We start from the raw sequence: 15,680 nt of genomic DNA on the forward strand, positions 1-15,680 counted from the left end.
GGATTCGTCCGGGGCCGCTCCTTTTGACAACCGGGGGACCTTCGGGGCCCTTTGAATCGGGGACCTTCGGGGCCCTTCAACGACCGGGCCCTGGTGGCCCGCAAAGCAACGGAAGACACAAAGCATGGCACTCAAGTCGTACAAGCCGACGACGCCGGGCCAGCGCGGGCTGGTGCTGATCGACCGTTCGGAGCTTTGGAAAGGACGCCCCGTCAAGGCCCTCACCGAGGGTCTGAGCAAGTCGGGCGGCCGGAACAACACCGGACGGATCACGATGCGTCGTCGTGGTGGTGGTGCGAAGCGCCTCTACCGGATCGTCGATTTCAAGCGCAACAAGTTCGACATGCAGGCGGTCATCGCCCGCATCGAATACGACCCCAACCGTACCGCCTTCATCGCGCTGATCCAGTACGAGGACGGCGAGCAGGCCTACATCCTGGCGCCGCAGCGCGTCTCGATCGGTGACAAGGTCGTGGCCGGCGCCAAGGTCGACATCAAGCCCGGCAACGCGATGCCCTTCTCGGGCATGCCGATCGGCACGATCGTTCACAACATCGAGATGAAGCCCGGCAAGGGCGGTCAGATCGCACGTTCGGCGGGCACCTACGCCCAGTTCGTCGGTCGCGACGGCGGCTACGCCCAGATCCGTCTCTCCTCGGGCGAGCTGCGGCTCGTGCGCCAGGAATGCATGGCGACGGTCGGCGCGGTCTCGAACGCGGATCACTCGAACCAGAATCTCGGCAAGGCCGGTCGCAACCGCCACTTCGGCAAGCGCCCCGCCGTTCGCGGCGTCGCGATGAACCCGATCGACCACCCGCATGGCGGTGGTGAGGGCCGGACCTCCGGTGGCCGTCACCCGGTGACGCCGTGGGGCAAGCCGACCAAGGGTGCGCGCACCCGTGACAAGAACAAGGCGTCGTCGAAGCTCATCCTTCGTTCGCGCCACGCTCGCAAGAAAGGCCGTTAACACATGGCTCGTTCTGTTTGGAAAGGCCCTTTCGTCGATGCTTACGTGCTCAAGAAAGCCGAAGCGTCGCGCGAGTCCGGCCGCAACGAAGTGATCAAGATCTGGTCGCGCCGTTCGACGATCCTGCCCCAGTTCGTGGGACTGACCTTCGGTGTGTACAACGGTCACAAGCACATCCCCGTCAACGTCAGCGAAGACATGATCGGTCAGAAGTTCGGTGAGTATTCGCCGACCCGCACCTATCACGGTCACGCCGCCGACAAGAAAGCGAAGCGGAAGTAAGCCATGAGCAAGGACAAGAATCCCCGCCGCGTCGCCGATAACGAGGCGATGGCCAAGACCCGGATGCTGCGCACCAGCCCTCAGAAGCTCAACCTCGTTGCCGCGATGATCCGCGGCAAGAAGGTGGAGAAGGCCCTGTCGGACCTGACCTTCTCGAAGAAGCGCATCGCCGGCGACGTCAAGAAGTGCCTGCAATCCGCGATCGCGAACGCCGAGAACAACCACAACCTCGACGTCGACGAGCTGGTCGTCGCCGAGGCCTGGGTCGGCAAGAACCTGATCATGAAGCGCGGCCGTCCGCGGGCCCGTGGCCGGTTCGGCAAGATCGTCAAGCCGTTCTCGGAACTCACCATCAAGGTCCGCCAGGTCGAGGAGCAAGCCTAATGGGTAACAAGGTCAATCCCGTCGGCATGCGGCTCCAGGTCAACCGGACCTGGGACAGCCGCTGGTACGCCGACACCAAGGACTACGGCGATCTTCTTCTCGAAGACCTCAAGATCAAGGACTTCATCAAGAAGGAAGCCAAGCAGGCCGGCATCAGCCGCGTGATCATCGAGCGCCCGCACCGCAAGTGCCGGGTCACGATCCACGCCGCGCGGCCGGGCGTCATCATCGGCAAGAAAGGCGCGGACATCGAGACGCTGCGCAAGAAGCTGTCGAACCTGACGAAGTCCGAGCTGCACCTCAACATCGTCGAGGTCCGCAAGCCCGAGCTCGACGCTGCGCTCGTCGGCGAGTCCATCGCCCAGCAGCTCGAGCGTCGTGTCTCGTTCCGCCGCGCCATGAAGCGCGCGGTGCAGAACGCGATGCGCATGGGTGCCCTGGGCATCCGCGTCAACGTCGCGGGCCGCCTCGGCGGTGCCGAGATCGCGCGGACCGAATGGTACCGTGAGGGCCGCGTGCCGCTGCACACGCTGCGCGCCGACATCGACTACGCGCTGTCCGAAGCCGAGACCCCCTATGGCATCATCGGGATCAAGGTCTGGATCTTCAAAGGCGAGATCATGGAGCATGATCCGCAGGCGCGTGACCGCAAACAGGCCGAGCTGCAGGAAGGCCCCGTGCCTCGCGGCGCCGGCGGCCGCCGGTAAGGGAGGGCTGAGACATGCTTCAACCGAAGCGCACCAAGTTCCGCAAGCAGCACAAGGGCCGCATTCACGGTGAGGCCAAGGGTGGCTTCAACCTGGACTTCGGCGCCTATGGCCTGAAGGCCGTGCAGCCCGAGCGCATCACCGCGCGTCAGATCGAGGCCGCCCGCCGCGCCCTGACCCGTCACATGAAGCGTCAGGGCCGGGTCTGGATCCGGATCTTCCCGGACACGCCCGTGACCTCCAAGCCCACCGAAGTCCGGATGGGTAAGGGTAAGGGTTCGGTCGATTTCTGGGCCGCCAAGGTCAAGCCGGGCCGGGTGATGTTCGAGATCGACGGCGTGAGCGAGGAAATCGCCCGCGAAGCTCTTCGCCTTGCTGCGATGAAGCTGCCGATCAAGACCCGCACCGTGGTTCGCGAGGACTGGTAAGCCGGTCCGGAGCTCCGGCTCCGACGACGACAAAGAGGCCCCCGCCGAGCGCTCGGCGGGGGCTTTCTCGTTCCGCGCCTCTGACCAAAGTGGATGCCTGGTCACAAGCCGCCTTGCCCGAGTGCCATTCTGGTATGATGCCTCATGCTACGAGCGGCGGCGCGGCGCATGCGCCTCGCCGCGAGGAGGCGCCATGTCCGGCATCGATGGAGCGCTGATCCCCGAACGGCTGCGGACCGAGAGGCTGGTGCTGCGGCGACCGGAGCCCTGCGATCTCGAGCCCTATATCGGCTTCTACGCCAGCCCACGCTCGGCGATGGCTCTGGGGCCGCTGGACCGTCCGGAGGCGTTCAAGGCGTTCTGCGTCGAATTGGCACTTTGGGACATCAAGGGGTTCGGCAATTACACATTGCTGCACCACGATGTTCCGATCGGACTGGCCGGCGTCTGGCATCCCGAAGGCTGGGACGAGGCCGAGATCGGCTGGCTTCTCTGGGAGGGCCATGAGGGCAGGGGCTACGCCACCGAGGCGGCCATGGCGGTGCGCGATCTCTTGGAGGATCTGGGCTGGCCGCCCCCGGCCAGCTATATTGATCCCGCCAATCACCGCTCGAAGGCGGTCGCCCGACGGCTGGGTGCGCGCTTCGAGAGACACCATGCCCGCTGGCCCGACACCGAGATATGGCGGCACCGCCACCGCGTGTAGCCCGAACCATGACCCCGGTCCGCGGCTGCGGCGCCCTTGCGGGAGAAAGGGTTTGCATCCTGTGCCCATGTCGTCTAGGGACAGCGCTCATTCACCTAGTCCACCGGAATCAGGGTGACCCTCTCGATGATGAAAGGGGCCTTCCGGTGATGTCGAAAGGAAAGCCCCATGGCGCTCCATGCCAAGGAACTCCGCGACAAGACCGCGGACCAGCTCCGCGAGCAGCTTGTCGATCTGAAGAAAGAAGCGTTCAACCTGCGCTTCCAGCAGGCCACCGGCCAGCTCGAGAACACCGCGCGGATGCGCGTCGTCAAGCGTGACGTCGCCCGTATCCACACCATTCTGAACCAGAAGGCGGCCGCGGCCGCCGGCACGGAGGCCTGAGCCCATGCCCAAACGCATCCTGCAAGGCGTCGTGACCTCGAACCAGAACGCGCAGACCGTCACCGTTTCGGTCGAGCGTCGTTTCACGCATCCGGTTCTGAAGAAGACGATCCGTAAGTCCAAGAAGTACCGGGCTCACGACGAGGCGAACACCTTCAATGTCGGCGATACCGTCCGCATTCAGGAGTGCGCCCCGAAGTCCAAGACCAAGCGCTGGGAAGTGATCGCCGAGTAAGGCGCCTCATCTTCCAGCTTGAACGAAACCCTGGGGAGAAGGCCATCGAGAGCCCCCCAAAGGTCGGGAGAAACCCATGATCCAGATGCAGACCAATCTGGATGTCGCTGACAACTCCGGCGCACGCCGGGTGCAGTGCATCAAGGTCCTCGGCGGTTCGCACCGCCGGTATGCGTCGGTCGGCGACATCATCGTGGTGTCCGTCAAGGAAGCGATCCCCCGTGGCCGCGTGAAGAAAGGTGACGTCCGCAAGGCCGTCGTCGTGCGCACCGCCAAGGAAGTTCGCCGCGAAGACGGCACTTCGATCCGCTTCGACCGCAACGCGGCCGTCATCCTCAACAACAACAACGAGCCGGTCGGCACCCGTATCTTCGGGCCGGTGGTTCGCGAGCTGCGCGCGAAGAACTTCATGAAGATCATCTCGCTCGCGCCGGAGGTGCTGTAATGGCTGCCAAACTCCGCAAAGGTGACAAGGTCGTCGTCCTGACCGGCAAGGACAAGGGCAAGACCGGCGAGATCCAGTCCGTCGACCCGAAGGCCGGCAAGGCCGTGGTCGAGGGCATCAACGTCGCGATCCGCCACGTCAAGCAGAGCCAGACCGACCAGGGCGGCCGCCAGCCCAAGGCGATGCCGATCCAGCTGTCGAACCTGGCCATCGTCGATGCCAACGGCAAAGCCTCCCGCGTCGGCTTCCGCGAGGAAGACGGCAAGAAGGTGCGTTTCGCCAAAACCACCGGGGACGTGATCTGATGCTCGATACCGCGAACTACACCCCGCGTCTCAAGGCGACCTTCGCCGACGAGATCAAGGCCAAGCTCCGCGAAGAGTTCGGCTACAAGAACGACATGCAGATCCCGCGCCTGGACAAGATCGTCCTGAACATCGGCGCCGGGGCCGAGGCCGTCCGCGATTCCAAGAAAGCCAAGTCCGCCCAGGACGATCTTTCGACGATCGCCGGTCAGCGCGCCGTCGTCACCAAGGCCAAGAAGTCGATCGCCGGCTTCCGCGTCCGCGAGGACATGCCGCTCGGTGCGAAGGTGACCCTGCGTGGCGACCGGATGTACGAATTCCTCGATCGCCTGATCACCGTGGCGATGCCCCGGATCCGCGACTTCCGCGGCGTCTCGGGCAAGAGCTTCGACGGCCGTGGCAACTACGCCATGGGCCTGAAGGAGCACATCGTGTTCCCGGAGATCAACTTCGACAAGGTCGATGAGGTCTGGGGCATGGACATCGTCATCTGCACCACCGCGAAGACCGACGCGGAAGCGAAGGCGCTGTTGAAGCATTTCAACATGCCGTTCAACAGCTGATCCGCGGGAGGAAAGAGAGATATGGCCAAAAAATCCATGATCGAACGCGAGAAGAAGCGCGAGCGTCTGGTGGCGCAGTATGCCGCCAAGCGCGCCGAGCTCAAGGCGATCGCGAACGACAAAGACAAGCCCGTGGAAGAGCGCTTCAAGGCGAACCTGAAGCTCGCGCAACTGCCGCGCAACAGCTCGCCCACCCGTCTTCACAACCGCTGCCAGCTGACGGGGCGTCCGCACGCCTATTACCGCAAGCTGAAACTCAGCCGGATCATGCTGCGCGAGCTCGGCTCGAACGGGGAAATCCCCGGCATGGTCAAGTCGAGCTGGTAAGGAGGGTCCACAGATGAACGATCCCATCGGTGATATGCTGACCCGCATCCGCAACGCGCAGATGCGTCACAAGTCCACCGTCATCACCCCCGCCTCCAAGCTGCGCGCCTGGGTGCTCGACGTCCTCGCGGACGAGGGCTACATCCGCGGCTACGAGAAGACGACCGGCAAGGACGGGCACCCCGCGCTCGAGATCAGCCTGCGCTACTACGAAGGCGCACCGGTGATCCGCGAGCTCAAGCGCGTGTCCAAGCCCGGCCGCCGCGTCTACATGAGCGTCCAGGACCTCCCGGCTCCGCGTCAGGGTCTCGGCGTCTCGATCGTCTCCACGCCCCGCGGCGTGATGTCGGATGCAAACGCACGCGCAGCCAATGTCGGCGGCGAAGTGCTTTGCACCGTATTCTAAGGAGGGTCCGGAATGTCTCGTATCGGTAAACGCCCGGTCGCTCTGCCCAGCGGCGTGACCGCCAACGTCTCCGGCCAGACGGTCGAGGTGAAGGGCCCCAAGGGGACCCGCAGCTTCACCGCCACCGACGACGTCACGCTGAAGCTCGAGGACGGCGCGATCTCGGTCACGCCGCGCGGCCTGTCCAAGCGCGCCCGTCAGCAGTGGGGCATGTCCCGCTCGATGGTGCAGAACCTCGTCACCGGCGTCTCGGAGGGCTTCAAGAAAGAGCTCGAGATCCAGGGCGTGGGCTACCGCGCGCAGATGCAGGGCAACACCCTGAAGCTGGCGCTCGGCTACAGCCACGACGTGAACTTCGAGGTGCCGCAGGGCGTCACGGTCACGGCGCCCAAGCAGACCGAGATCGTGGTCGAGGGTATCGACCAGCAGCAGGTTGGCCAGGTTGCGGCGAACATTCGCGAGTGGCGTGCGCCCGAGCCCTACAAGGGCAAGGGTATCCGCTACAAGGGCGAGTTCATCTTCCGCAAGGAAGGCAAGAAGAAGTAAGGACGCGAAAAATGGCAAACAGCAAACGGGAACTGTTCCTGAAGCGCCGTCAGCGCGTCCGGAGCAAGCTGCGCAAGGTGAATGCGGGGCGGCCGCGCCTCTCCGTGCACCGCAGCAACAAGAACATCAGCGTGCAGCTGATCGACGACGTCAACGGCGTCACTCTCGCCTCGGCCTCCTCGCTCGAGAAGGATCTGGGCATCGTCGGGAAGAACAACGTCGAGGCGGCCGCGAAGGTCGGTGCGGCGATCGCAGAGCGTGCGAAGGCGGCCGGCGTGTCCGAAGCCTATTTCGACCGCGGCGGCTTCCTGTTCCACGGCAAGGTCAAGGCGCTCGCTGATGCGGCCCGTGACGCCGGCCTGAAGATCTGAGGAGACGTAACATGGCAGAACGTGACAACCGTCGCCGCGACCGCGACGAGAACCCGGAATTCGCCGATCGTCTCGTGGCGATCAACCGGGTCTCGAAGACCGTCAAGGGCGGCAAGCGCTTCGGCTTCGCGGCGCTCGTCGTCGTCGGTGACCAGAAGGGCCGCGTCGGCTTCGGCAAGGGCAAGGCCAAGGAGGTCCCCGAGGCCATCCGCAAGGCCACCGAGCAGGCGCGCCGCAACCTGATCCGCGTGCCGCTGCGCGAGGGTCGGACCCTGCACCACGACATGGAAGGCCGCCACGGCGCCGGCCGCGTCGTGATGCGTGCCGCTCCGGCGGGTACCGGCATCATCGCCGGCGGCCCGATGCGTGCGGTGTTCGAGATGCTGGGCCTGCAGGACGTCGTGTCCAAGTCGCTCGGCTCGCAGAACCCGTACAACATGATCCGCGCCACGCTGGACGGCCTCCGCGCCGAGCAGTCGCCGCGTGCGGTCGCCCAGCGTCGCGGCAAGAAGGTCGCCGACATTCTGCGCAAGCCCGAAGAGGCCGGCGCCGAAGTCGCCGAAGCCTGAGGAGAGCGGACATGGCAACCATCGTCGTCAAGCAGATCGGCTCGCCGATCCGTCGCCCCGCCTCGCAGCGTGCCACGCTGAAAGGCCTGGGCCTCAACAAGATGCACCGCACCCGCGAGCTTGAGGACACCCCCTCGGTGCGCGGCATGGTGAACTCGATCCCGCACCTCGTGCAGATCGTCGAAGAGAAAGCCTGAGCCACCGGCTCAGCGCGGATGGAGGGGCGTCGCGGGAAACCGCGGCGCCCCTTTCGCATGGGATCTCCCGCGACTCGGACGGCGCTGCTATGATTGCGTCAGGTTCGCGGCCGCGCGGCGGTCCGGCCCGACCTCGATCCCGCCTCGTGCGGGCGGGCGGTTCCCAGCAGGGGAGGCGGCCATGATAGACTGGTCCATCGAGGGCAGTTCCTTCGGAAACTGCAATTGCGGCTATGGCTGCCCGTGCCAGTTCGAGGATCTGCCCACCCATGGCCATTGCAGGGGCTTCGAGGCGCTCAGCATCGACACCGGCCATTTCGGCGACATCCGTCTCGACGGGCTGAGGATCGCGCTGCTCTACGCATGGCCTGGTCCGATCTTCGAAGGGGGCGGGGAGTTGCAGGCGGTGATCGACGAGCGCGCGGCAGCCGACCAGCGCGACGCGCTCGAACGCGTGCTGCATGGCGAGGAGACCGAGGAGGCGGCCACCCATTGGTGGGTGTTCCGGGCCATGTCGGACCTCCTCCACCCGACGCTGTATCGGCCGATCGATCTCGACCTCGACATCGAGGCCCGCCGCGCCCGGCTCTCGATCCCCGGGGTGCTCACCGGCGAGGGTCGGCCGATCCGTCCGCCGCATTCGGATGGCGAGCATCGGGTGCGGATCCAGATCCCCGGCGGCATCGAGTTCGAGCTGGCCGAGATCGGCAGCGCCACCTCGCGCAGCGGCGCCGACAGCGCCATCGCGCTGGACCTCTCCGACAGCTATGGGCAGTTCAACCGGCTGCACCACAGCGGTCAGGGCGTCGTCCATGCCTGAAACGGCGCCCGCCACATTGGCGGGACTGCTGCGGCGCGACCGTGGGCTCTGCATCGTTCTAGTGGCGGCGATCTGCCTTTTGGCATGGGCCTACACGCTTGCGGGGGGTGGCGTGATGCCGCGCGACGGCATGATGCCCGGGCACGGAGGCGAGGCGGCCCCTGTAAGCCCGGACTGGTCCCTAGGTCATGGCTTGGCGATGATCGTCATGTGGTGGGTGATGATGGTGGCGATGATGCTGCCCTCGGCCACGCCCGTGATCCTGCTGGCGGCCGCGCTGAACCGGCGCGCCAGCGGCACCGCGCCTTTCCCTGCGACCGCGATCTTCGTGGCGGGCTACCTGCTGGTCTGGCTCGGCTTCAGCCTCGCTGCGACGGTGGCGCAGTTCCTGCTGTCGCGGGCCGGGCTGCTGACAGCAGGGATGGCAAGCGCCAGCGACGGGTTGTCCGGCCCGTTGCTGCTGGCCGCCGGGATCTGGCAACTCAGCCCCGCCAAGGCGGCTTGCCTGCGGCACTGCCGATCCCCGGTCGACTGGCTGATCCGGCATCGCGGGCAGGGCTGGCGCGGCGCACTGACAGTGGGCCTCGGTCACGGCGGGTACTGCCTTGGCTGCTGCTGGGCGCTGATGCTGCTGCTTTTCGTGGGCGGAGTGATGAGCCCGCTCTGGATTGCAGGTCTGGCACTGCTGGTGCTGCTCGAAAAGCTGGCTCCCGGCGGAGCGGCATGGCGGCGGATCACCGGTGCGCTGCTCCTGATATCCGGGGGGCTCGTGCTCCTGCCATAGGGCAGGGCGCTTGAAACCCGGGCCCGAGGGTCGTATACGCCGCCGGTGCCCCTCTGTGGGCCGAATCCCATTCGTCACGCCGTGTTTGCCCCATCCGTCGCTGGGGGGCAGTTCCGGCATCAAGGAGAAGCGACATGAAACTCAACGAACTGCGCGACAATCCGGGCGCGACCAAGAAAGCCAAGCGCGTCGGCCGTGGTCCGGGCTCCGGCACCGGCAAGATGGGCGGCCGTGGTATCAAGGGTCAGAAATCCCGTTCGGGCGTGGCCATCAAGGGCTACGAGGGCGGCCAGATGCCGCTTTACCAGCGCCTGCCCAAGCGCGGCTTCAACAAGCCGAACCGCCGCGAATACGCCGTCGTCAACCTGGGCCTGATCCAGAAGTTCATCGACGCCGGCAAGATCGACGCCGCTCAGGACATCACCGAGGACGCGCTGGTCGCGTCGGGCCTGATCCGTCGCAAGCGCGATGGCATCCGCGTCCTGTCGAAGGGCGAGTTCACCTCCAAGGCCAACATCGCCGTCACCGGTGCGTCCAAGGGCGCGATCGAGGCGGTCGAGAAGGCGGGCGGCAAGCTCACCGTCACCGCGCCGGCGGCCGCCGCCGAATAATCGGTGGCCGGGGGGCCTTGCGCTCCCCGCCCCCGTCACCGACTGTTCCCGCGCCGCCGACCGGAAGACCCCGGTCCGGCGGCGCTGACATGACAAGAGAGCCCCGATGGCATCAGCAGCAGAACAGATGGCCGCCAACATGAGCTGGGGGGCCTTCGGCAAGGCCACCGAGCTCCGTCAGCGGATCCTCTTCACGATCGGTCTCCTGATCGTCTACCGGCTCGGCACCTTCATCCCCGTGCCGGGGATCGACGGCGCCGCGCTGCGCAATTTCATGGAAGGCGCGGCCTCCGGCATCGGCGGCATCCTGTCGATGTTCACCGGCGGCGCGCTGAGCCGGATGGGCATCTTCGCCCTCGGCATCATGCCCTACATCTCCGCCTCGATCATCGTGCAGCTCATGGCCTCGATGTACGAGCCGCTCAAGCAGCTCAAGAAAGAGGGCGAGCAGGGGCGCAAGAAGATCAACCAGTACACCCGCTACTTCACCGTGGTGCTGGCGACCTTCCAGGCCTACGGCCTTGCCGTCTCGCTCGAGGCGGGCGACCTCGTCACCGATCCGGGCCTGTTCTTCCGTGCCTCGACGATGATCACCCTTGTCGGCGGCACCATGTTCCTGATGTGGCTGGGCGAGCAGATCACCGCGCGCGGCATCGGCAACGGCATCTCGCTGATCATCTTCGTCGGCATCATCGCCGAGATCCCGGCAGCGCTGGCACAGTTCCTGAGCCAGGGCCGCTCCGGCGCGATCTCCCCCGCGGTGATCCTTCTGGTGATCGCCATGGTGATCGGGGTGCTGACCTTCGTGGTGTTCATGGAGCGATCCCTGCGCAAGATCCACATCCAGTACCCGCGCCGCCAGGTCGGCATGAAGGTCTATGATGGCGGCTCCTCGCACCTGCCGATCAAGGTGAACCCGGCCGGCGTGATCCCGGCGATCTTCGCTTCGGCGCTGCTCTTGCTGCCGACCACGCTCTCGACCTTCTCGGGCGGCTCCACCGGCCCGGTCATGTCGACGATCCTCGCCTATTTCGGGCCGGGCCAGCCGCTCTACCTGATCTTCTTCGCGGCGATGATCATCTTCTTCACCTACTTCTATACCCGCGAAGTGGCGTTCAAGACCGATGACGTGGCCGACAACCTGAAGAACCAGAACGGCTTCATCCCCGGCATCCGGCCCGGCAAGCGGACCTCGGAATACCTGGAATACGTGTTGAACCGGATTCTGGTGCTGGGCTCGGCCTATCTCGCCCTCGTGGCGCTGCTGCCCGAGATCCTGCGCAGCCAGCTGGCGATCCCGTTCTACTTCGGTGGCACCTCGATCCTGATCATTGTCTCGGTCGGCATGGACACGATCCAGCAGGTCCAGAGCCATCTGCTCGCGCATCAGTACGAGGGGCTGATCGAGAAATCGCAGCTGCGCGGCCGGCGCGGCGGCAAGACGAACAAGACCAAGGCGAGGGGGCCAGCACGTCGATGATCAACATCATTCTTCTGGGGCCGCCGGGCGCGGGCAAGGGCACGCAGGCCAAGCGTCTGGTCGAAGAGCGTGGCATGGTGCAGCTCTCGACCGGTGACATGCTGCGCGAGGCGCGTTCCTCCGGCACCGAGATGGGCCAGCGCGTCGCCGCCGTCATGGATCGCGGCGAGCTGGTGACCGACGAGATCGTCATCGGGCTGATCCGCGAGAAACTGACCTCCGGCAGCGCCTCGGGCGGCTACATCTTCGACGGCTTCCCGCGCACCCTGGCGCAGGCCGATGCGCTCGGCGCGCTGCTCGCGGAACTGGGACAGAAGCTCGACCACGTGATCGAGATGCGGGTCGATGACGAGGTGCTGGTCTCGCGCATCACCGGTCGTTCCACCTGTGGCAATTGCGGTGAGGTCTATCATGACGTGACCCGCCCGGTGCCGGCGGACGGCGTCTGCGTCAATTGCGGTTCGACCGAGATCAAGCGCCGTGCCGACGACAACGAGGAGGCGTTGCGCACCCGGCTTCTGGCCTATTACAAGCAGACTTCGCCGCTGATCGGCTACTACCACGCCAAGGGCCAGCTCGAGAGCGTCAACGGTCTGGCCGCGATCGAGGAGGTTTCGGCCGAGATCGCCGGTCTTCTCGGTCAGCAGACCCAGGACGCCTGAGGCCGGTTCCGGCCAGCCCAGGGGCAGGGGGCTTGACCCTCTGCCCGGCAGCCCATAGACAGCCCCATCCCGAAAGGGAATCATTTCGCGCGAATTGTCGGGTCGCTCCCGGATCCGCGCGGATCACCTCGCAGGATGCGGCCCGGATTTTCCGGGCCTCAGTTGTGAAAAAAGGCTCCGGCATCACGGAGCCGCAACGAAAGGACGCTAAACGTGGCACGTATTGCCGGCGTGAACATCCCGACCGCGAAGCGGGTTCCGATCGCCCTCACCTATATCACCGGCATCGGTGACACCACCGCCCGCCAGATCTGCGAAGCCGTCGGCATCGACGTGACCCGCCGGGTCAACGATCTCTCCGACGCCGAGGTTCTGGCGATCCGCGAGCACATCGACGCCAACCTCACCGTGGAAGGCGACCTGCGTCGCGAAACCACGATGAACATCAAGCGCCTGATGGATCTCGGCTGCTACCGTGGCCTGCGCCACCGTCGCAACCTGCCGGTCCGCGGCCAGCGTACCCACACCAATGCTCGCACCCGCAAAGGCCCCGCAAAGGCCATTGCCGGCAAGAAGAAATAAGGGGACGCATCCATGGCACGTGATACCCGTCGCGGAGGCAAGAAGAAGGTCTCCAAGAACATCGCCGCAGGCGTGGCGCATGTGAACAGCTCGTTCAACAACACCAAGATCCTGATCTCGGACGTGCAGGGCAACGCGATCTCCTGGTCGTCCGCCGGCACCATGGGCTTCAAGGGCTCGCGCAAGTCGACCCCCTACGCCGCCCAGCTGGCCGCCGAAGACGCGGGCCGCAAGGCGCAGGAACACGGCGTGAAGACGCTGGAAGTCGAAGTGCAGGGCCCCGGTTCGGGCCGCGAGAGCGCGCTGCGCGCCTTGGCTGCCGTCGGCTTCAACATCACGTCGATCCGCGACGTGACGCCGATCGCCCATAACGGCTGCCGCCCGCCGAAGCGCCGCCGCGTCTGAGGCAATACCACTTGTTCGGGGCCGCGCCTGTCTGCGCGGCCCCGATCCGTCATTTTGAAACCTCGGGCGTCCGGCTCTTCGGGACCATGGAGCACGGACAGGAATGGAGGGACGCATGATCCACAAGAATTGGGCCGAGCTGATCAAGCCGACGCAGCTCGACGTCAAGCCGGGCAACGATCCGGCACGGCAGGCCACCGTGGTCGCCGAGCCGCTCGAGCGCGGCTTCGGCCTGACGCTCGGCAACGCGCTGCGCCGCGTGCTGATGTCGTCGCTCCAGGGTGCGGCCATCACCTCCGTTCAGATCGACAACGTGCTGCACGAGTTCTCCTCGATCTCGGGCGTCCGCGAGGACGTGACCGACGTGGTGCTGAACCTCAAGGGCGTCGCGATCCGCATGGAAGTCGAGGGCCCCAAGCGCCTCTCCGTCCAGGCGACCGGCCCGGGCGTCGTCACCGCCGGTGACATCTCCGAATCCGCGGGCATCGAGATCCTCAACAAGGATCACGTGCTGTGCCATCTCGACGACGGCGCCAACCTCTACATGGAGCTGACCGTCAACACCGGTAAGGGCTACGTCGCGGCCGACCGCAACAAGCCCGAGGACGCGCCGATCGGCATGATCGCCATCGACGCGATCTACTCGCCGGTCAAGAAGGTGTCCTACGACGTGCAGCCGACCCGCGAGGGGCAGGTGCTCGACTATGACAAGCTGACCATGAAGGTCGAGACCGACGGCTCGCTGACCCCGGATGACGCCGTGGCCTATGCCGCCCGCATCCTGCAGGACCAGCTGTCGATCTTCGTCAACTTCGACGAGCCGGAATCGGCCTCGGCCGGCGCGCTCGATGACGGTCTCGAGTTCAACCCGCTGCTGCTCAAGAAGGTCGACGAGCTCGAGCTGTCGGTGCGTTCGGCGAACTGCCTGAAGAACGACAACATCGTCTATATCGGCGACCTGATCCAGAAGACCGAAGCCGAGATGCTCCGCACCCCGAACTTCGGCCGCAAGTCCCTGAACGAGATCAAAGAGGTGCTCTCGGGCATGGGCCTGCATCTCGGCATGGACGTCGAGGACTGGCCGCCGGACAACATCGAAGATCTGGCCAAGAAGTTCGAAGACCAGTTCTGAGACTCGTAGGGGAGGGGAAACCCTCCCCGCACCCGGGCATCCCGCCCCAAGGAGAGCGGTCGACACGCATCGGCCGCCGGACAAAGCAAAACGCTAAAGGAGACACCCAATGCGTCATGGAAGTGGCTACCGCCGCCTGAACCGTACCCACGAGCACCGCAAGGCGCTCTTCGCCAACCTCGCTGGCTCGCTGATCGAGCACGAGCAGATCAAGACCACGCTGCCCAAGGCGAAGGACCTGCGCCGCGTGATCGAGAAGCTCGTCACGCTGGGCAAGCGCGGTGACCTGCACGCCCGCCGTCAGGCCGCGGCGCAGCTCAAGCAGGACGCCCACGTCGCCAAGCTGTTCGAGGTCCTCGGGCCGCGCTACGCCGAGCGTCAGGGTGGCTATGTCCGCGTGCTGAAGGCCGGCTTCCGCTATGGCGACATGGCGCCGATGGCGATCATCGAATTCGTCGATCGCGACGTCGACGCCAAGGGCGCGGCCGACCGCGCCCGGCTCGAGGCCGAAGACGCCGCGGTCGAGTGATCGCGCCACGGTAGTGATATGGAAACGCCTCGCCCCGCAAAGGGCGAGGCGTTTTCGATTCTGCCGTCACGTCATGGGTTTGGGCGCGGAATGGCGCCGTATCCAAGGCATAGATGCCTGTTATCCTTTAAATATATCAGCTGATCAGGGCGCCATGTCTCTCAGAGCCGGAATCGACATCCAGACGCGCAAGCTCGAGGCTCTTGCCCCCGGGGGATTCTTCTTCGCTCTGCATATCCGTTTCGCGCTGCCGCTTTTGAGCCACCAGACCTATCCCGAGGCCTGGACCGAGCGCTATACCGAGGAAGCCTACGCCCTGCGCGATCCGGTGATCGCCTGGGGCTTCAGCACCACCGGGCGCTGCCGCTGGAGCGAGATCGAGATCCCCGATCCCTTCGACATCTTCGGGCAGGCGCGCAGCTTCGGCATGGTCTATGGCTTCGCGGTCTCCTGCGGCCCGATGAAGTCGCGGACGATTGCCTCGGCCAGCCGCGCGGATCGCGAGTTCACGGATGACGAGATGGCCGAGTTCGAGCGGCTGATCATCCAGTTGCACGAGATCACCGAGCCACCCACCGCGCTGAGCAAGGCGCAGGTCGAGGCGCTGCGCTGCGTCGCCGAGGGAGATCGCTATGCCGCCGCCGCGGCCAAGCTCGGCATTTCCGAGAGCGCGCTGAAGGCGCGTCTCGCCTCGGCGCGCTCGACGCTTCTCGCGCGGACCACCACCGAAGCCGTGCAGCGGGCGCGGGATTACCGCCTGCTCTGAGGATCGGCTGTTCCCTGCCTACCTCCCCCAAGATTTCGGTAGCGATACCAAATCCCTTGGCAGTTATCCACAGGCGTACTAGATTTG

27 protein-coding genes are annotated in these 15,680 nt (G+C 65.6%); all 27 read left to right on the plus strand.

Translation table 11 applies throughout. The annotated features are described in order from the left end of the window. Positions 1-124: 124 nt before the first annotated feature. The 27 genes from rplB (at position 125) to ACRAQ3_RS01135 (ending at position 15,593) form a co-directional block, all read left to right on the plus strand. Positions 125-967: a 50S ribosomal protein L2 gene (gene rplB, locus ACRAQ3_RS01005; protein ID WP_085894982.1), complete on the plus strand. Its 843-nt coding sequence runs from the start codon at positions 125-127 to the stop codon at positions 965-967. A 3-nt stretch (positions 968-970) separates the two neighbouring features. Then, entirely contained in the window at positions 971-1,249 is a 279-nt protein-coding gene (rpsS, locus tag ACRAQ3_RS01010; protein WP_085894981.1) for a 30S ribosomal protein S19, read from the plus strand. 3 nt (positions 1,250-1,252) lie between these two features. Continuing rightward, entirely contained in the window at positions 1,253-1,633 is a 381-nt protein-coding gene (gene rplV, locus ACRAQ3_RS01015) for a 50S ribosomal protein L22 (protein WP_085894980.1), read from the plus strand. Continuing rightward, on the plus strand, positions 1,633-2,340 hold the full coding sequence (rpsC, locus tag ACRAQ3_RS01020; protein ID WP_085894979.1) for a 30S ribosomal protein S3: 708 nt from the start codon (positions 1,633-1,635) through the stop codon (positions 2,338-2,340). The genes rplV and rpsC overlap by 1 nt, the downstream gene beginning before the upstream one ends. Positions 2,341-2,354: 14 nt before the next feature. Beyond that, positions 2,355-2,768, plus strand: a complete 414-nt coding sequence (gene rplP, locus ACRAQ3_RS01025) for a 50S ribosomal protein L16 (RefSeq protein ID WP_085894978.1) — start codon at positions 2,355-2,357, stop codon at positions 2,766-2,768. Positions 2,769-2,961: 193 nt separating this feature from the next. After that, positions 2,962-3,474 carry a GNAT family N-acetyltransferase gene (locus ACRAQ3_RS01030; protein WP_269395577.1) on the plus strand — a complete coding sequence of 171 codons (513 nt, stop codon included), beginning with the start codon at positions 2,962-2,964 and terminating at the stop codon, positions 3,472-3,474. 168 nt (positions 3,475-3,642) lie between these two features. Continuing rightward, positions 3,643-3,858, plus strand: a complete 216-nt coding sequence (gene rpmC, locus ACRAQ3_RS01035; RefSeq protein ID WP_085894976.1) for a 50S ribosomal protein L29 — start codon at positions 3,643-3,645, stop codon at positions 3,856-3,858. Positions 3,859-3,862: 4 nt separating this feature from the next. Further along, positions 3,863-4,093, plus strand: coding sequence for a 30S ribosomal protein S17 (rpsQ, locus tag ACRAQ3_RS01040; protein ID WP_085894975.1), 231 nt, complete (start codon positions 3,863-3,865; stop codon positions 4,091-4,093). Positions 4,094-4,169: 76 nt separating this feature from the next. Next, the gene (gene rplN, locus ACRAQ3_RS01045) at positions 4,170-4,538 is read left to right on the plus strand and encodes a 50S ribosomal protein L14 (RefSeq protein ID WP_017928025.1); all 369 of its coding nucleotides are present in this window, start codon (positions 4,170-4,172) and stop codon (positions 4,536-4,538) included. Beyond that, entirely contained in the window at positions 4,538-4,843 is a 306-nt protein-coding gene (rplX, locus tag ACRAQ3_RS01050) for a 50S ribosomal protein L24 (RefSeq protein ID WP_269395578.1), read from the plus strand. Before rplN ends, rplX begins: the two co-directional genes overlap by 1 nt. Next, positions 4,843-5,406: a 50S ribosomal protein L5 gene (rplE, locus tag ACRAQ3_RS01055; RefSeq protein WP_085894973.1), complete on the plus strand. Its 564-nt coding sequence runs from the start codon at positions 4,843-4,845 to the stop codon at positions 5,404-5,406. Before rplX ends, rplE begins: the two co-directional genes overlap by 1 nt. 21 nt (positions 5,407-5,427) lie before the next feature. Beyond that, positions 5,428-5,733 carry a 30S ribosomal protein S14 gene (gene rpsN / locus ACRAQ3_RS01060; RefSeq protein ID WP_017928028.1) on the plus strand — a complete coding sequence of 102 codons (306 nt, stop codon included), beginning with the start codon at positions 5,428-5,430 and terminating at the stop codon, positions 5,731-5,733. Positions 5,734-5,746: 13 nt separating this feature from the next. Further along, the gene (rpsH, locus tag ACRAQ3_RS01065; RefSeq protein ID WP_085894972.1) at positions 5,747-6,139 is read left to right on the plus strand and encodes a 30S ribosomal protein S8; all 393 of its coding nucleotides are present in this window, start codon (positions 5,747-5,749) and stop codon (positions 6,137-6,139) included. A 12-nt stretch (positions 6,140-6,151) separates the two neighbouring features. Beyond that, the gene (rplF, locus tag ACRAQ3_RS01070; RefSeq protein WP_085894971.1) at positions 6,152-6,685 is read left to right on the plus strand and encodes a 50S ribosomal protein L6; all 534 of its coding nucleotides are present in this window, start codon (positions 6,152-6,154) and stop codon (positions 6,683-6,685) included. An 11-nt stretch (positions 6,686-6,696) separates the two neighbouring features. Further along, positions 6,697-7,056 (plus strand): 50S ribosomal protein L18, encoded by a 360-nt coding sequence (gene rplR / locus ACRAQ3_RS01075; protein WP_269395579.1) that lies wholly within the window; start codon positions 6,697-6,699, stop codon positions 7,054-7,056. 11 nt (positions 7,057-7,067) lie between these two features. Then, positions 7,068-7,625, plus strand: coding sequence for a 30S ribosomal protein S5 (gene rpsE / locus ACRAQ3_RS01080; RefSeq protein ID WP_021693348.1), 558 nt, complete (start codon positions 7,068-7,070; stop codon positions 7,623-7,625). A gap of 11 nt (positions 7,626-7,636) precedes the next feature. Next, the gene (gene rpmD, locus ACRAQ3_RS01085; protein WP_017928033.1) at positions 7,637-7,822 is read left to right on the plus strand and encodes a 50S ribosomal protein L30; all 186 of its coding nucleotides are present in this window, start codon (positions 7,637-7,639) and stop codon (positions 7,820-7,822) included. A 181-nt stretch (positions 7,823-8,003) separates the two neighbouring features. Further along, positions 8,004-8,642 carry a DUF1326 domain-containing protein gene (locus ACRAQ3_RS01090; RefSeq protein WP_432255359.1) on the plus strand — a complete coding sequence of 213 codons (639 nt, stop codon included), beginning with the start codon at positions 8,004-8,006 and terminating at the stop codon, positions 8,640-8,642. Then, positions 8,635-9,426: a DUF2182 domain-containing protein gene (locus ACRAQ3_RS01095; RefSeq protein WP_432255360.1), complete on the plus strand. Its 792-nt coding sequence runs from the start codon at positions 8,635-8,637 to the stop codon at positions 9,424-9,426. Before ACRAQ3_RS01090 ends, ACRAQ3_RS01095 begins: the two co-directional genes overlap by 8 nt. Before the next feature lie 134 nt (positions 9,427-9,560). Next, complete coding sequence (rplO, locus tag ACRAQ3_RS01100) at positions 9,561-10,037, plus strand: 50S ribosomal protein L15 (protein WP_269395582.1); 477 nt, start codon at positions 9,561-9,563, stop codon at positions 10,035-10,037. 106 nt (positions 10,038-10,143) lie between these two features. Beyond that, a complete protein-coding gene (gene secY / locus ACRAQ3_RS01105) occupies positions 10,144-11,517 on the plus strand; it encodes a preprotein translocase subunit SecY (RefSeq protein WP_085894967.1) in 1,374 nt (457 codons plus the stop codon). Beyond that, positions 11,517-12,179, plus strand: a complete 663-nt coding sequence (locus tag ACRAQ3_RS01110) for an adenylate kinase (RefSeq protein WP_085895442.1) — start codon at positions 11,517-11,519, stop codon at positions 12,177-12,179. Before secY ends, ACRAQ3_RS01110 begins: the two co-directional genes overlap by 1 nt. A gap of 213 nt (positions 12,180-12,392) precedes the next feature. Continuing rightward, positions 12,393-12,761, plus strand: a complete 369-nt coding sequence (gene rpsM / locus ACRAQ3_RS01115; protein WP_085894966.1) for a 30S ribosomal protein S13 — start codon at positions 12,393-12,395, stop codon at positions 12,759-12,761. 12 nt (positions 12,762-12,773) lie between these two features. Next, a complete protein-coding gene (gene rpsK / locus ACRAQ3_RS01120; protein WP_072780049.1) occupies positions 12,774-13,166 on the plus strand; it encodes a 30S ribosomal protein S11 in 393 nt (130 codons plus the stop codon). 115 nt (positions 13,167-13,281) lie between these two features. Then, positions 13,282-14,298 (plus strand): DNA-directed RNA polymerase subunit alpha, encoded by a 1,017-nt coding sequence (locus ACRAQ3_RS01125; RefSeq protein ID WP_269395583.1) that lies wholly within the window; start codon positions 13,282-13,284, stop codon positions 14,296-14,298. 109 nt (positions 14,299-14,407) lie between these two features. After that, the gene (gene rplQ / locus ACRAQ3_RS01130; RefSeq protein WP_432255361.1) at positions 14,408-14,827 is read left to right on the plus strand and encodes a 50S ribosomal protein L17; all 420 of its coding nucleotides are present in this window, start codon (positions 14,408-14,410) and stop codon (positions 14,825-14,827) included. Positions 14,828-14,981: 154 nt separating this feature from the next. Next, the gene (locus ACRAQ3_RS01135) at positions 14,982-15,593 is read left to right on the plus strand and encodes an autoinducer binding domain-containing protein (protein WP_432255362.1); all 612 of its coding nucleotides are present in this window, start codon (positions 14,982-14,984) and stop codon (positions 15,591-15,593) included. Positions 15,594-15,680 lie beyond the last annotated feature (87 nt).

The organism is Limimaricola sp. AA108-03, from assembly GCF_050847355.1.
Lineage (GTDB): Bacteria > Pseudomonadota > Alphaproteobacteria > Rhodobacterales > Rhodobacteraceae > Limimaricola.

What these genes read in the sequence shown, in the direction of transcription:
- rplO (WP_269395582.1), top strand. Translation starts at nt 9,561, where the DNA reads ATGAAACTCAACGAACTGCGCGACAATCCGGGCGCGACCAAGAAAGCC.
- rpsN (WP_017928028.1), top strand. Translation starts at nt 5,428, where the DNA reads ATGGCCAAAAAATCCATGATCGAACGCGAGAAGAAGCGCGAGCGTCTG.
- rplP (WP_085894978.1), top strand. Translation starts at nt 2,355, where the DNA reads ATGCTTCAACCGAAGCGCACCAAGTTCCGCAAGCAGCACAAGGGCCGC.
- ACRAQ3_RS01135 (WP_432255362.1), top strand. Translation starts at nt 14,982, where the DNA reads ATGTCTCTCAGAGCCGGAATCGACATCCAGACGCGCAAGCTCGAGGCT.
- ACRAQ3_RS01090 (WP_432255359.1), top strand. Translation starts at nt 8,004, where the DNA reads ATGATAGACTGGTCCATCGAGGGCAGTTCCTTCGGAAACTGCAATTGC.
- rplE (WP_085894973.1), top strand. Translation starts at nt 4,843, where the DNA reads ATGCTCGATACCGCGAACTACACCCCGCGTCTCAAGGCGACCTTCGCC.
- ACRAQ3_RS01095 (WP_432255360.1), top strand. Translation starts at nt 8,635, where the DNA reads ATGCCTGAAACGGCGCCCGCCACATTGGCGGGACTGCTGCGGCGCGAC.
- rpmC (WP_085894976.1), top strand. Translation starts at nt 3,643, where the DNA reads ATGGCGCTCCATGCCAAGGAACTCCGCGACAAGACCGCGGACCAGCTC.
- rpsH (WP_085894972.1), top strand. Translation starts at nt 5,747, where the DNA reads ATGAACGATCCCATCGGTGATATGCTGACCCGCATCCGCAACGCGCAG.
- ACRAQ3_RS01125 (WP_269395583.1), top strand. Translation starts at nt 13,282, where the DNA reads ATGATCCACAAGAATTGGGCCGAGCTGATCAAGCCGACGCAGCTCGAC.
- rplX (WP_269395578.1), top strand. Translation starts at nt 4,538, where the DNA reads ATGGCTGCCAAACTCCGCAAAGGTGACAAGGTCGTCGTCCTGACCGGC.
- rplR (WP_269395579.1), top strand. Translation starts at nt 6,697, where the DNA reads ATGGCAAACAGCAAACGGGAACTGTTCCTGAAGCGCCGTCAGCGCGTC.
- rplF (WP_085894971.1), top strand. Translation starts at nt 6,152, where the DNA reads ATGTCTCGTATCGGTAAACGCCCGGTCGCTCTGCCCAGCGGCGTGACC.
- rplN (WP_017928025.1), top strand. Translation starts at nt 4,170, where the DNA reads ATGATCCAGATGCAGACCAATCTGGATGTCGCTGACAACTCCGGCGCA.
- rplQ (WP_432255361.1), top strand. Translation starts at nt 14,408, where the DNA reads ATGCGTCATGGAAGTGGCTACCGCCGCCTGAACCGTACCCACGAGCAC.
- rplB (WP_085894982.1), top strand. Translation starts at nt 125, where the DNA reads ATGGCACTCAAGTCGTACAAGCCGACGACGCCGGGCCAGCGCGGGCTG.
- secY (WP_085894967.1), top strand. Translation starts at nt 10,144, where the DNA reads ATGGCATCAGCAGCAGAACAGATGGCCGCCAACATGAGCTGGGGGGCC.
- rpmD (WP_017928033.1), top strand. Translation starts at nt 7,637, where the DNA reads ATGGCAACCATCGTCGTCAAGCAGATCGGCTCGCCGATCCGTCGCCCC.
- ACRAQ3_RS01030 (WP_269395577.1), top strand. Translation starts at nt 2,962, where the DNA reads ATGTCCGGCATCGATGGAGCGCTGATCCCCGAACGGCTGCGGACCGAG.
- rpsS (WP_085894981.1), top strand. Translation starts at nt 971, where the DNA reads ATGGCTCGTTCTGTTTGGAAAGGCCCTTTCGTCGATGCTTACGTGCTC.
- rplV (WP_085894980.1), top strand. Translation starts at nt 1,253, where the DNA reads ATGAGCAAGGACAAGAATCCCCGCCGCGTCGCCGATAACGAGGCGATG.
- rpsK (WP_072780049.1), top strand. Translation starts at nt 12,774, where the DNA reads ATGGCACGTGATACCCGTCGCGGAGGCAAGAAGAAGGTCTCCAAGAAC.
- rpsC (WP_085894979.1), top strand. Translation starts at nt 1,633, where the DNA reads ATGGGTAACAAGGTCAATCCCGTCGGCATGCGGCTCCAGGTCAACCGG.
- rpsQ (WP_085894975.1), top strand. Translation starts at nt 3,863, where the DNA reads ATGCCCAAACGCATCCTGCAAGGCGTCGTGACCTCGAACCAGAACGCG.
- rpsE (WP_021693348.1), top strand. Translation starts at nt 7,068, where the DNA reads ATGGCAGAACGTGACAACCGTCGCCGCGACCGCGACGAGAACCCGGAA.